Consider the following 13,569-nt stretch of genomic DNA (forward strand, 5'->3'; position numbering starts at 1 on the left):
CAGGTTTGCTGCAACCGGAACTCAATCCTGACATTTTTCCGGCTCTGGATGCTGGATGCGCTTACGAGCCAGGGTGTATGGAACTACTGACGTATTGTCGTCTGTTGATACAATCACCAGATGACGTTGGCTTTCCTTGGCAGACTTTTTGGCTGCCGCCGCCAGCTCGGCAATTTGGTGGTGACCAATTTGATCCGGGTTGCGCACGTGAATAATGCCGATAGATAAGTTCACAAGCGGGTGGCAGCGCCAGTTGCCGTAGCGGTCTCGGGCTTCGAAATAGCCTTGTTCCCTGATCGTATCGGGGTACAGAGGGCGGGAGCGTTGAATAAACTGTTCGATAATGTAGCGGCAAATGGGTTCGGGCGAAATGTTTTCAGAAAATGTTGCGATGAAATCATCACCGCCAACATGCCCTACAAAGCCAAGATCGCTGAGTTGTTCACTCAATATCGTTGCCAGCATGATAATGGCATCATCGCCTTTGGAGTAGCCAAACACATCATTAAATGGCTTGAAATTATCCAGATCGAAATAGGCGATCCAGCACGGTGTTGATTTTTTACAAAGCAGCTGAATCTGCTTGTTTATGGGGACATTTCCGGGGAGACCGCTCAAAGGGTTAGCATATTTTGCCGCGTCGATTTTCGTATCGGTGATGAGTTTGAGCAGATCCCGTGTTCGTCCCATACCCAAATAGTAATGCTCTCTGGAAATCAGAAAATTCTGCCGTACATAATGATCTTCCGCCCCCGTCAACATCCGGCTTAAGTCAAGCAATGGCGTGTGTTCGTCGACAATAATGGTATCGGAAGAAATAAAGTCGACAATGGGTTTGTTTTCGAACAATGCGCGACCGTATTGGGTTGAAAAGAGCTCAAGAATTCGCCACTTGTGGGCGATTCCTAGTGGCTTGTTGTTGCCTACCACCGGCAGGCACGATGCGCTGTCTCCCGTTGCAAAGCGTTCTGCAACTTCTTTCAGTTTGGTTTCCGGCTGCAGTGGCTTGACGTAGTAAGCCAGGCTCTGGCACGTCAATCTCTCGGGTTCGGTGTAGGTTGACGTGCTGTTGATCGAGGGCAAGCGCCCTTTGGCTGGAATGCTTCGATAGCTACCAAATTCGCTACCTTGATAAAGGTGAATTCCGGCCCGAAATAGCGTTTCAATCTGTGGCAATGCACCATTTCCCGGTGCGATAAACCGGGTTCGTTTGTTGCTTTTATCGGTAATTTCGAACAACAGCTCCTGCTTCAACGGGTCATTGTGAATGTCATCGACCAAGTGTCTCGGCAATTTGCAGAAATCAGGTTGGCATTCAAGCCAGAATTCAGCGGATTTGAAGCCTGCACCAATATTCGCCACCGCTGTTTTGAAGTCGAGACTCTTAAATGCGATGAGTTGTTCTCTTAATGTTGATGCATTGATGAGTGGTCGGTCATCTTTAACTTGAATGACAAAGCGACTGGCTGGCATCCCCAGCGCTTCGACAGCCAATCGCAGAGTGCTTGCGGAAACGAAATGCTGGGCGACGGCGAGAGCTGGAATTTCGATGAACAGCAGCTCGTCTATATGTAGCGTATAGGCCCGGGACAAAATTGTCTGGAGCATCGTTTCGGTAAAGAGCGCAAGTTGTTGGGTTTGTTCTGCCGTATTGTACAGTAGTTCCGGGTTTGAGAACGGACTGCCGGGCACACCCGTCACGAGGACATTGTAGCCTTGGGTTTCCTGTGATAGTAAATTCACAACAGGTTGAAACAGCGTGTCCAGTTCGCCATTATCTAGAAGGCTGGATAACTGACGCGTGATGGATTCTGGGGAATGTTCCTTTACCACGGTGTCTTTAGACCTCTCTGTCGGCAAATACTCCAATCGTGCCTCGAGTTCGATGCTGAAGGTTTTTATCGAAAATCGATCAACCGGTGTTACGACATAGTCTTAGGAGTAAGACTGTATTGTTTGAACCGAATTTCAAAGACTGATTATGAACATATTATGTTATCGTTTCATGACACTGCAAAATAATGGACAGATGACCGATGGTCATTTAATATCGGCCTACGCAACTGGAGGTTTGTAATTCAATTGCCTGTTATAGTAGGGGCACGCTTGGGTTTCAGAACTCTGGATAACTGTAAAAAGAGAGAAGGTGGGGATGAAAATAACAATCAATGGGCAGGAGAGAGACCTCCAAGGTCTCGATGAGCAAACACCTTTGTTATGGGTGGTGCGTGACGAGCTGAATTTGAAGGGCACTAAATTTGGCTGTGGTATGGGCTTGTGTGGCGCTTGTACGGTGCACTTAAATGGTGAGGCAATCCGTTCCTGTATTACACCGGTTGGTGCGGTCAAAGGCCAGGAAATAACCACCATCGAAGGCATTGGTAGTGAGGAAAATCCTCACCCTCTGCAAGTTGCCTGGCAGCAATTTAATGTCCCGCAATGTGGATACTGTCAATCCGGACAACTGATGTCTGCCCATGCCCTGTTGCAGCGTAATGCCAACCCGAACGATGCAGAAATCGTGTCTGCCATGAGTGGAAATATATGTCGTTGTGGCACCTATCCCAGAATTAAAAAAGCAATTAAATCGGTTGCCAAAACCGGTGACAGCATGGTTCAGGAGGTGCAGCCATGAGTGAACCAATTGCAACGCAGCCAGCTGTTTCAAACGTAGAAGGCACTTTGGTCTCGTCTCGTCGTCAATTTCTAAAGTGGGGGGGCGCTGGAGCCGGTGGACTGGTGATGTCCATTCAGTTCAGTGGCTGCACTTCCATGGCGGATTCGGAGCAGAGTCGTTCGGAAGGCAGTGCAAACAACCCGGAAGCCCCGTTTAAAGCAAATGCATGGGTCGAGATTCATCCAGACGAGCGCATCTACCTGATTCTGGATCGTGTGGAAATGGGGCAGGGTACGTATACCGGAATGGCGACCCTACTCGCCGAGGAACTTGAAGTCAGCCCGGATAGAATCAAGCTTAAAACCGCTCCGGTAGGTGCAGCCTATATACACCCCGAGTACGGTATGCAGATTACCGGAGGCAGTTCCAGCTTGAGAACAAACTGGCTCCGCCTGCGTGAAGCAGGGGCCCATGCCCGAGCGCTTTTTGCGCAGGCCGCGGCGGAGGTATGGCAAGTCGATAGTAAAGATGTTTTTGTGCGGGACGGGGTCTGTGAAAACCGGGTTACAGGCAGTCGCTTGTCATACGGCGCGTTAGCGCCATTGGCTGCTACTCAGCACCTGAAAATATCCCCTCAGCTCAAGAGCGCAAAGCAGTTTCGATACATTGGCAAGAAAAGCACACGCCTGGATGCTCAGCTGAAAAGTTTTGGTAAAGCGCTATACGGTATCGATGTTGAGCAGCCGGATATGCTCTATGCTGTCGTAATGCGTGCGCCTTCATTAGGTGGAACGGTTCTGTCGTTTTCTCCCGAGGCCGCAATGCAGCAACCCGGTGTTGTAAACATTGGGCAAGTCCCTTCCGGAGTTGCGGTCATTGCCCGTTCCTATTGGCAAGCTCGTTCAGCTGCAGGGCAGGTCAAGGTTAACTGGCAATCCGGAAAATTGGCCACGCTGTCGACTGAAGGTATTTATGATCTCTATCGCCAGGCCGCTGGCAAGGACGCCGGGACGTCTGTTCGCAGTGTTGGTGATTATGAGGATGCTCTGGAAGTTGCTGATTCGACCTTGAGTGTGGAGTATCAGGCACCTTTGTTAGCTCATGCGACGATGGAACCGATGAATTGTACCGCTCAGGTCGGGAGCGATTTCTGCCGGATTTGGGCGCCGACACAGGGGCCGGATATTGCCCGAGCCGTTGCGGTCCGGGAAACCGGTTTGAGCCATGATCAAGTCTCGGTTCATACAACGTTACTGGGTGGTGGCTTTGGCCGGCGCTTGAACCAGGACTTTGTGGCGGAAGCGGTTAATGTTGCCAAGCTGGTAGATAAGCCCGTCAAAGTTATCTGGTCGCGCGAAGACGATACCCGAAACGATTTTTATCGTCCGGCAACCTACCACCGATTATCTGCCGCGTTTAATGCCGAGGGACAGGCGACAGGGTGGCAACATCAGATTGTGGGTCCCCGTATCATGGATCATTACGCGGTTGATGCGGTTGGCGTGCTGGCACCCACCTGGACACCACAAAGTGTTGTGAATGTATTGAGCAAAGTTGCGCCTGGTTTAGCGCCAGATGAGTCCCCTGTGGAAGGGGCAAAAGAGCTGCCTTATGCGTTGGATAATATCGATGTCCGATACACCCATGCTGATCCGGGTGTACCGATCACGTTCTGGCGCTCGGTAGGGCACTCCCAGAACGCTTTTGTGGTTGAGAGCTTTATTGACGAACTTGCTCACCACGCCAAACAAGACCCGTTCGCCTATCGGGACAAACTGCTGCAGCAGGATACTCGTGCCCAAGGAGTGCTTCGTGCGGTCGCGAAAGCGGCGCGTTGGGGTAAACCTTTTGTGTCAGGGGCGGTACAGGGAATCGCCTGCCATAAGAGCTTTTCCACCTATGCAGCACAGGTCGTAGAATTGACCGTGAGCGGTCAGCAGATCAAGGTACATCGTGTGACGTGTGCTGTGGATTGTGGTCTTGTTGTCAATCCGGATATCGTGATCAGTCAAATTGAAAGTGGTATTGTGTTCGGTCTTACGGCGGCGTTGTTCGGCGACATTACCATTAAAGAGGGCGTGATTCAGCAAAGTAACTTCCACGACTATCCCTTGCTGCGTATGCAGGATACACCGGAGATCGAAGTGGTTATCGTGCCATCAGCAGAATCCCCCACGGGCATTGGTGAACCTGGTGTGCCTCCAGTCGCACCAGCGGTGGCGAACGCAGTTTATGTGGCGACCGGTGAGCGATTGCGCTCATTACCATTAAAATTGCCGGCGACCTCCGGTTAAAAGGCTGTTCTGTGTCTGCTGCACCAAAAATATTGACGCTGGCAGTGTTGGCCGCAGGGTTGGGCCGCCGATTTATCGGTGGCCACAAACTGCTGGCGCCACTTCCTGATGGCTCCAGGGTAATTGATCGTGTGCTCGATACTGCAGCTCATGCAGCACATGTGTTGCAGTCAGAGCAGTCAGTGTTGCCTGTATCGGTCAAGGTCATGGTGGTGCTCCGGGAGGAGGATCGATCGTTGTTGCAGGAGGTTGTGCAGGCTCGAGAGCGCCTAGTGTCGCTCGCAGATCTGGAGTTGCTATTGCTTTCAGCTTCAGAGGAAGTGGAATTGGCGACCCGGATTAAGGCCGTAATCAATCATGCGCCGTCTGATGGCTGGTTGTTTATGTTAGGGGATATGCCTTTTGTCCAGTTTTCCACGGTGGTGGCGCTCGGGAGCGCGTTTTTCCATACAACTAAGTCAGAGCAGTACTTCTTTGTGCCCGTTCAGCTATCGGAGGGGGGGGCTAAGCGAGGAAATCCGGTGCTGATTGGTTCTACCTGGCGTTCGCAGTTGCTCGAATTATGCGGGGATCAAGGCGCTAATCCTTTACTTAAACAGCACTCAAATGCTGTAGTGCATGTCCCGGTAGATGATCCCGGAATCCATCGTGATATCGATCGTGTTGAGGATCTTCCGGGCTTTAGTTCTTGATTTGCGACACTTGGTCAAGGTTTGGTCCGCTAATTTGGTATGCAGCACCAAAACCTTTTACAAAGACGCCTTTTTGGGGCGTGATTTTCATGAGCTTGAAGTCACTGAGGTCTTTCAGCAGAGTCATGGTTGATCCCAGTGAGGTCGTCATTTCCTGAATTATTTCTGACCACTCCAGGGTGGCACGGTCGATTTCTGTTGCACAACATTCAAAGCTGAGGCGTCGTCGGGCAAAAATGTTTTTTGCATCCATTTCGTTTTCAATAAAAAAGACAGATAGTGTCGGAAAATGTTCGATATTTCGGGTGTGTGCGGCCAAACCACTGATGAAAACGTAAATATCATGGTCTTTTTGGTAGTACGGCGCATAGCTTGCCTCCGGGATTCCCTGCTCCGAGCGTGTTGCCATCAAGACACTCTTGAAACCCGCCATGAGTTGAATGGCTTCGGTTAAAATCTCGTGGTTTTCGTCCATCAAACTTCTCCAAAACTGAGTGTATTCCTGCAGGTTTCTGCACTGCCGTGTTATTTTTCGCCAAACAAGTTGGTTTTTTTGACTATTGTTAGAAAGCGCTCCGCTGGCAAGAATAATCGGGAATAGGCAAGCAATTGGGGAGGCTTCCGGTTGCTCATGATAACAATTTTTACCATTTAGAGGTGACCATGATACCAAGAACCCTGTTTGATGCAGATCTGGAAGGCTTCCGGGATTCAGTACGAAAGTTTTTTGAACAAGAAGCAGCGCCTTATCACTCGCAATGGGAAAAAGATGGGCATGTATCCCGAGAGCTCTGGAGTAAAGCGGGTGAACTCGGTTTTCTCTGTCCGACCATGCCTGAAGAATACGGTGGTGTTGGCGCAGATTTCCGTTACAGCGCGGTTGTAATGGAAGAGATCAGTCGTCTCGGTTTGTCCGGGATCGGTTTTCCGCTGCACTCAGACATCGTAGGTCCCTACATTCTTCACTATGGTAACGAAGAGCAGAAGCAACACTATTTGCCAAAACTGATATCGGGCGAAATGGTGGGGGCGATTGCCATGACCGAACCCGGTGCAGGCTCCGACTTGCAAGGGGTTAAAACAACCGCGATCAAAAAAGATGATCACTACTTGCTGAATGGTTCAAAAACCTTCATTACCAACGGCCAGTTGTGTGATTTGGTTGTTGTCGTTGCGAAAACAGATCCGAGTGAGGGGGCGAAGGGCACCAGCTTGTTCCTGGTTGAGGCCAATGCAGAAGGCTTTGAGAAAGGTCAAAACCTTGAAAAAGTAGGCATGAAAGCACAGGATACATCCGAACTGTTCTTCCAGGATGTCAAGTTGCCCTTGAACAGCCTCTTGGGTGGTCGTGAAGGTAATGGCTTCTTTCAATTGATGCAGGAGTTACCCCAGGAGCGTCTTTTGGTTGCACTGACCGCAATGTCTGCGTGTGAGGCCGCGTTTGACTGGACTGTGACCTACGTGAAAGAGCGTAAAGCGTTTGGTAAGCCAATTGCAGCGTTTCAGAACACCCGCTTCAAACTGGCAGAACTGAAGGCCGATATTACCGCAGGTCGTGTTTTCACCGATCGCTGCCTGGAATTACATCTACAGAAGAAACTGGATGTGCCGACCGCTGCAATGTTGAAACAGTGGACTACTGACCTGCAGTGTAAAGTGATGGATGAGTGTGTGCAGTTGCATGGTGGCTACGGTTATATGTGGGAATACCCCATCGCCAGAGCTTGGGCGGACTCTCGGGTTCAGCGTATTTATGCCGGTACAAATGAAATCATGAAAGAAATTGTTGCGCGCTCGATCTAGATCCCGCGTCGCAAATCCTGTCTCTGAAAAGCCGGCACATTGATGCCGGTTTTTTTTGGCGAAAATTCGGGGATTTTATTAAAGTGGTATCTGTTTCAAGGTAAAGTCGTTGACAGTCCTGTACATTCCGGACAGTAAATTTCGGGGATATCGAGTACCACATGAATAAGAACAGGTTGAATATTAGTGGGCTGGCAGGTGTTATGCCGGCCGCTGCAATGACGTTGTGTCTGGCGGTATTGACCGGGTGCGGCAGCAGCTCTTCAGATGTCATGCCTCAGGATGGCAGGGATGTTGTTGATCCGGACAATAGTAGTGGCGACATTTATCATGGTGTTGCTGCAAATGGTTATTTGCGTGATGCAATAGTCTGGCTGGATATCAATGACAATAAAGAGCTCGATGAGGGGGAGCCTGAAACGCGCTCTGGTGAGCAGGGGCGCTTTGCGCTTGATCTTACGGATATCAATGATGCGCGACGTGAAGCAAATTTGCGTGTTCTGGATCCGCGTGACTATCCATTAATGTTACTCGCGATCCCCGGGGAAACAATTGACGAAACCAGAATTGTGGATGGTAATACGGCTGTGGCAACTGTTGATCGCCACTTCTTCCTTTCTGCACCAGCGGATGTTCAAAAAATCACGCCACTGACTACGCTGGTTAAAATTCAGCAGGAATTAACCCTTGGCCCTCAGACTTCTGGAACCAGCACTGATGTGATCCGTGCTGCTGTCAATCAGGCGCACAACGGTTTACGAAGCACCCTTGGCCAGGATATAAATTTCCTTGAAGATTACTTGACCTCTGAAAATACACGTTTGGAAAAGTATGCCCAGAGTGTAACTGAGTATATTAAATTACAAATCCCTGGATTCATCTCTTCTAGATTTCGAGCCGATCAGTCCGACACATACCTTACCGGAGAAGAGTGGCTGTTGATTGGGCGCGTTTTACTCTCAAGTGTGCCCGGCTTGTGGGACCAACTGGATTCTATCGCAGCTGAAACCGGTGGTAGTTACGAGGGTATCAATGCAAGCACGCAACTGACCTATTCACTGGTCGATGTAAACTTCGATGATCCATACGTGGTGCGCAAAGCTACTGTGTATAAGTCCCCAGATGCCATGGATGATGGTGAACTTCCGGTTACGGCAGTGGAGCGGGAGTCGTATCTATCTACCACTATAGATTACAGTTACAATACTCTGGGCGGGATCGAAAAAATTGAAAGTGACGGGTTTATAGCGTTTGTTCCCGAATTCCAGTTTACCGAGGCGATTGAGCCCGGTTGGTTCTTTGAGAACTTTCAGTATTGGGGGACTGATGGTGTTGTAGATCAGGTTCTCTATCTTGAGCGCTCAGGGCTCGGACCCGTGACTCGAATTGAATTTGACAGTGCACACCCGCTTGATCATGAAGAAGGCCTCACAAAAGCTGAAGCCCGTGACTTGGCTACGAATCCTGATCTTTATCCTCTGGACGGCTTGCCCGAAGCCACTGCAGAGTACGACATTCAGAGCAATCGTGTGAACCGTATTGATGTGGTGGAAGGGGGAGAGGCGTTCATCTACACCTTTCAGTTTGATTCGGAGCGTCGTGTTCAATCCATGCGTAAGCTCTCCGGACAAACTGTCATCTCAGAGTGGCAGTATGAGTACAATGTGCCTAAAGAGGTACCGAATGCAACTGCGCTGCTGTTAATGCGGATCACAAGATATCAGGGAGGTGCTGCTGATAATGTCGTTGATCAAATTTCTGAAGTGTTTGCCGAAGAGGTTATGGTGGGCAATGAATTGGTCATCCGACCAGATTATGTTTTTGTCTCGAATCCTGCTGTTGAAGCTCCTCTAGGGTTGCTTCGCTATGATTATGAATACCATACCCCAGTTACTATTCTCAGTGATTTCATGGATCAGAACCGACAGGTTGACCCTGAAGATCAGGCGGCAATACAGGCGATTCGGGAGGAAATTAACGCATTTGATTCATCATTGCTGGCACTTGAGGGTGAAGCGAATGAACTATATGTTGGATTAGCGGACGCCAATGGACTTCCAATTCAGGGAAGACTTAATGTATTGAAATTAGCTTCTGTGCTGTTCGAGCATGAAAGGCTTTCGACATTTGTTTATGATCTGTAGTTGCGTTGATTTTAAGGTCAATTGCTATTCTGATTTCAAGATCAATAGCCCGTTGCACCCATAGAATCGTAGCAGAGGGAGTTCATCAGTGAGCTGCTGAACTCCCAAGGAAGCGCGTTGCGACAAGTGTGTACAATTAAACCGCTTTTCTCTCGTGATCTAACCAACACTCAGAATGGAATAGCTTTGAAAGCGGATTCCTGACTGGTATTGGTTTTTCGTTTGCCTGAGCACGCCGAGGCTTGGCTTCCTGCAATGCGGGGCCTTTGCTTCTTTCATCCGGTTCAACCAGATGATTCCAGGCACGAATTGCATTAAGTCGGGTTAAATGGCCAGTAGTCTGAAGTCTGCATTCAAAGCAGAATACATCCCAGCGATTGAAGCCTGAAGGCTCGGATTCGAAAGATGGTGGGCTGCCACATCGGCAGTTATAAATTTCCATGGTAGACCTCCTACAGCATTACCATAAGTACATCAGAGTTTTGTTGCCTTGAAGCTTGGAATAAGGCTACTTCCGGCTTCTATCTCTATAAGGTTCGGAGGGTCTTATTTTTTTAAACTACAGATCAGGGGTTGTCATTGAGTTTCCCAATACTCTGCAGTTGAACCAGTTTAATCGACGATTTCTCCCATGAATTCATCTTCGTTGTCATACTCGGTGGTGTAAGTTTTTAGAAATGTCCGAGCTTGGTGCACGGTAACACAGGTATTTAGAGTATTCATACTAATGTGTTGTTTCCTGTCGTCACATTAGGGTCTGTTGACGTTTCATATTTAACCTCTGTTGAGCCTGAAAATCGCTCAATCAAGAAATGAGGAGCGTGGTTTGGTTATTCCAAATGAGCGACGAGTGACGCGGAGTGAGCGATTTTCAGGCTCAACCCTTCGGGCCAGCGCTATTTTTTCGCCCCGATGCGTTGCTGCTCGCTGATGTAGAATAACTACACGACACTCGCAGCGCCTGACTGGACAAAAAAATAGCGCAGGCAGAGGTTAAATATGAAACGTCAACAGACCCTAACACCTGGTAACAAATAAGACTTGCATATTTTTGTGCCAGCCCCTATGTTAAAGGCATCTTATGCTTGCTTTTCGCAAGGTTCTGTCATTGAGAAGATGGGTAGGATTTGAGCTTATGACTTCATCTTTGTTTATCGCTGTTTGTTCACTACTTGTGGTTGGGTATATCGTATTCGCGATCATTCAGCCCGTGAAAAAACTTCAGCCCATTAAGGTCAAGTCCGACGAACAGCAGGCGCGGGAATTGGCCCGTCGCGTTCGTCGTTGAATCGGGTGAACCTGGTATGGCTACTTTGAGTGCTGTAGCGGCTCGGCGTGTCGTGCAATAATTTTCATATTATGGGTGAGCGCTTGAGGTTTCGCATCGAGTGCGTTCCATTTCCGTTTCTTCTGAATCAGAAAAGCTCGCCATTGGTTCCCGGGTGATGCTCAATCGGCTTGATTGCGCGATCGTCTTTGATGCGTGAATTGTTTATTGCGCTCGAGAGGGGGGATATCTCCATATCGTTGAGATGTGGTTGATTCAGTAGCTCAATCAGGTGGGGAACGTCAGTTTCTGGATCCAGCCAACGGGTTATTTGATCAGGGTAGATCATCGTCGGCATCCGATGATGATACGCGTGTATTTGTGGTGTCGCATCAGTCGTCATAATTGCACAACTCTCACTATATTCTCTGCCTTGCTGCCAAGGCTCCCATAGTGCTGCAAACAGCATGGCCCGGTTTTTGAGTCTGAAGTAGTATGGGGCTCGAACACCATTTTCTTTACGCCATTCGATGAAGCCCGAGGCTGGTACTACGGCTCTTCTGTTTAAAAATGGCTCTTTGAATGCCTTGCTTGTGAGTACGGTTTCAGATTTTGCATTGAACATATTGTATCTTTGATTAATTTCCGGAGCCCAGGACGGGGTTAGCCACCAGCGCATTTTACGTATTGACAGTTTTTTGGTATCGCTGCCGTTTGCTGTGATCACCGGAATGTCGTCTGTGGGGGCAATGTTGTACGCTGTCTTCAGCTTCACATTTAAACCCAGCTCCAGCATCAGCTCCTGAATAAATAGATCATCGGTAATATTGTAGCGACCACACATTCTGCTTCGACCTCTCGGTTCAATCGAAAGTTGATGTAGTGCTCAGCATGCCTGAATGCTTGATAATTTTCGATTGATTACTGCAAAATATTCAATTAAAAAAGTCATGTAAGTGCGTTACCATGCTTGCAATTCATTGATTTACACGCGCTTGCGATGTTTCTATGGGTACGGCCTGGTTGAACTTCGTCTCTATTCAGGCTTTTTATAATTTCGGGGTTCATTATGCGGTTTAGAAATACAGAAAGTGCTTTTGGGTTAATTGCCAAACTGTTCCATTGGCTCGTTGCGCTGTTGGTGTTCGGGCTTTTCGGTGTCGGTCTGTATATGGTTGATTTGACCTACTATGACAATTATTACCAGACGGCTCCTTTTCTGCATAAGAGTTTTGGTGTTTTACTTTTTGTACTCATGGTCGCCCGAGTGCTTTGGCGGTGGACGAATACCAAGCCGGCTCCGTTAGCAACGCACACGTCATTTGAAATCAAGGTGGCGCATGTTGTCCATCTTGGTCTTTACTTGCTATTACTCTCAACCATTCTGTCGGGATATTTGATTTCTACAGCAGATGGGCGAGCTATCGACTTTTTTGGTCTGTTTCCCATCCCGTCAGTGACAGGCAACATCGATCAGCTTGAAGATTATGCGGGTTCAGTCCACGAAATTCTGGCCTGGACAATCATCGTCGTCGTTGTCCTGCATGTGGCAGGGGCGGTAAAACATGCTGTTATTGACAAGGATCAGACTCTCAGAAGAATGCTGTAGATTGCTTTAGGTCTGGTGAAACTTTAATTGGGTTCATACCGTACGTAAAAATTGTAATTCTACCGACCGCTTTTATTGGTCATAGAAGCTTTAAATGTGAATAAAACAACCATCAAAGAAAGGTAATGATATGAAACTGTGGAAGAGTAGTGCATTTGCGCTGATGATTTTGATGTCCGGAATTACCCAGGCAGCAGATTATGTTATTGATACCGATAAAGCCCATGCTTTTATTCTATTTAAGATAAAGCACCTGGGATTTAGCTGGCTATACGGTCGATTTAATGATTTCGAGGGGGATTTTTCTTATGACCCTAATAAACCAGAGGCTGCAAGCATTGGTGTTAAAATTGATACCAAGAGTCTGGATTCGAATCACGCGGAACGTGATAAGCACCTCAAAGGCAAGGATTTCCTCGATGTGGATAAATTCCCTGAGGCCTCTTTTGTGAGCAAACGTATTGAGGTGCTGAAAGATGGTCATGCGAAAGTTCATGGTGAGTTCACCTTGAAAGGTGTTACCAAGCCGCTGGTTATTGATGCAGAGCTTGTGGGTGGTGGATCTGACCCCTGGGGTGGGAAGCGTCAGGGTTTTTCTGGTACAACCAAGTTCAAGTTGAAGGATTTTGGAATCGATTATAACTTAGGGCCGGCTTCTCAAGAGGTTGAGATCATTCTGTCTATAGAAGGAATTCAAAAGTAATTCAGTTTGCACGAAAAAAGCAGAGCTAATTCTCGTTTTTGTGCAGAATAAAATATAGACAGAACAAGATTCGAGGATTAAACTTCTCGAATCTTGTTTACTTGAGAAAATTTAGAATGGACAGTTCCTCGATACGAAGAAGATCTCTTGTATTGTTGACCCTCACGCTTTTTGCGATCCTTACCTTAGTTATCCTTGCCAATTACTTCACCCGTCAAAATGCGGTACCACTCCCCGGTACTGAGACCGAATATTCAGAACCTTCATTTTCTGCAGTATCCGCTAACTCGGCTGTGGCTTATACCGTTGATGCACCGCGTGGTGTGTCTGAAAAGCGAATGAGTGCTGATCATTAGACGCTGTTGATTTCAATACTTTAGTTTTGCCAGCGTATTTCAAACATTCGTATATAGGCTGCGTGAGAGCACAGACCCTGGGCT

The 13,569-nt window shown here is 48.2% G+C and carries 13 protein-coding genes; 9 read left to right on the plus strand and 4 right to left on the minus strand.

The window, feature by feature from the left end; all coding sequences use genetic code 11:
* Positions 1–21 precede the first annotated feature (21 nt).
* Positions 22–1,833 carry an EAL domain-containing protein gene (locus OLMES_RS05195; RefSeq protein WP_157678151.1) on the minus strand — a complete coding sequence of 604 codons (1,812 nt, stop codon included), beginning with the start codon at positions 1,831–1,833 and terminating at the stop codon, positions 22–24.
* Between the two features lie 319 nt (positions 1,834–2,152).
* On the opposite strand from OLMES_RS05195, the gene OLMES_RS05200 reads away from it, so the two are divergent.
* From OLMES_RS05200 to OLMES_RS05210, 3 genes are read left to right on the plus strand one after another with little or no spacing between them, the layout of a single operon-like run.
* A complete protein-coding gene (locus OLMES_RS05200; protein WP_087460280.1) occupies positions 2,153–2,635 on the plus strand; it encodes a (2Fe-2S)-binding protein in 483 nt (160 codons plus the stop codon).
* A complete protein-coding gene (locus OLMES_RS05205; protein ID WP_087460281.1) occupies positions 2,632–4,911 on the plus strand; it encodes a xanthine dehydrogenase family protein molybdopterin-binding subunit in 2,280 nt (759 codons plus the stop codon). The genes OLMES_RS05200 and OLMES_RS05205 overlap by 4 nt, the downstream gene beginning before the upstream one ends.
* A gap of 11 nt (positions 4,912–4,922) precedes the next feature.
* Complete coding sequence (locus OLMES_RS05210; protein WP_157678153.1) at positions 4,923–5,603, plus strand: nucleotidyltransferase family protein; 681 nt, start codon at positions 4,923–4,925, stop codon at positions 5,601–5,603.
* On the opposite strand, the gene OLMES_RS05215 is transcribed toward OLMES_RS05210, so the two are convergent.
* Positions 5,593–6,078 carry a HugZ family pyridoxamine 5'-phosphate oxidase gene (locus OLMES_RS05215; protein ID WP_087460283.1) on the minus strand — a complete coding sequence of 162 codons (486 nt, stop codon included), beginning with the start codon at positions 6,076–6,078 and terminating at the stop codon, positions 5,593–5,595. The genes OLMES_RS05210 and OLMES_RS05215 overlap by 11 nt on opposite strands.
* Before the next feature lie 188 nt (positions 6,079–6,266).
* Between OLMES_RS05215 and OLMES_RS05220 the strand changes: the two genes are divergently transcribed.
* Positions 6,267–7,406, plus strand: coding sequence for an acyl-CoA dehydrogenase family protein (locus OLMES_RS05220; RefSeq protein WP_087460284.1), 1,140 nt, complete (start codon positions 6,267–6,269; stop codon positions 7,404–7,406).
* Positions 7,407–7,567: 161 nt separating this feature from the next.
* Complete coding sequence (locus OLMES_RS05225; protein WP_087460285.1) at positions 7,568–9,550, plus strand: hypothetical protein; 1,983 nt, start codon at positions 7,568–7,570, stop codon at positions 9,548–9,550.
* A 136-nt stretch (positions 9,551–9,686) separates the two neighbouring features.
* Here the strand turns inward: OLMES_RS05225 and OLMES_RS05230 are convergent, their stop codons facing one another.
* Complete coding sequence (locus OLMES_RS05230) at positions 9,687–9,992, minus strand: hypothetical protein (RefSeq protein WP_087460286.1); 306 nt, start codon at positions 9,990–9,992, stop codon at positions 9,687–9,689.
* A gap of 693 nt (positions 9,993–10,685) precedes the next feature.
* On the opposite strand from OLMES_RS05230, the gene OLMES_RS27920 reads away from it, so the two are divergent.
* Positions 10,686–10,838: a hypothetical protein gene (locus OLMES_RS27920; protein ID WP_157678155.1), complete on the plus strand. Its 153-nt coding sequence runs from the start codon at positions 10,686–10,688 to the stop codon at positions 10,836–10,838.
* Between the two features lie 127 nt (positions 10,839–10,965).
* Here OLMES_RS27920 and OLMES_RS05235 read toward each other — a convergent pair whose 3' ends face one another.
* Positions 10,966–11,661 (minus strand): SOS response-associated peptidase, encoded by a 696-nt coding sequence (locus tag OLMES_RS05235; protein ID WP_087460287.1) that lies wholly within the window; start codon positions 11,659–11,661, stop codon positions 10,966–10,968.
* A gap of 225 nt (positions 11,662–11,886) precedes the next feature.
* On the opposite strand from OLMES_RS05235, the gene OLMES_RS05240 reads away from it, so the two are divergent.
* From OLMES_RS05240 to OLMES_RS28250, 3 genes are all read left to right on the plus strand, one after another.
* Positions 11,887–12,426 (plus strand): cytochrome b, encoded by a 540-nt coding sequence (locus OLMES_RS05240; protein WP_087460288.1) that lies wholly within the window; start codon positions 11,887–11,889, stop codon positions 12,424–12,426.
* Positions 12,427–12,556: 130 nt separating this feature from the next.
* Positions 12,557–13,129: a YceI family protein gene (locus tag OLMES_RS05245; protein WP_087460289.1), complete on the plus strand. Its 573-nt coding sequence runs from the start codon at positions 12,557–12,559 to the stop codon at positions 13,127–13,129.
* 116 nt (positions 13,130–13,245) lie between these two features.
* Positions 13,246–13,485 carry a hypothetical protein gene (locus OLMES_RS28250; protein ID WP_198343225.1) on the plus strand — a complete coding sequence of 80 codons (240 nt, stop codon included), beginning with the start codon at positions 13,246–13,248 and terminating at the stop codon, positions 13,483–13,485.
* Positions 13,486–13,569: the final 84 nt, after the last annotated feature.

This window comes from Oleiphilus messinensis (assembly GCF_002162375.1).
Taxonomy (GTDB): domain Bacteria; phylum Pseudomonadota; class Gammaproteobacteria; order Pseudomonadales; family Oleiphilaceae; genus Oleiphilus; species Oleiphilus messinensis.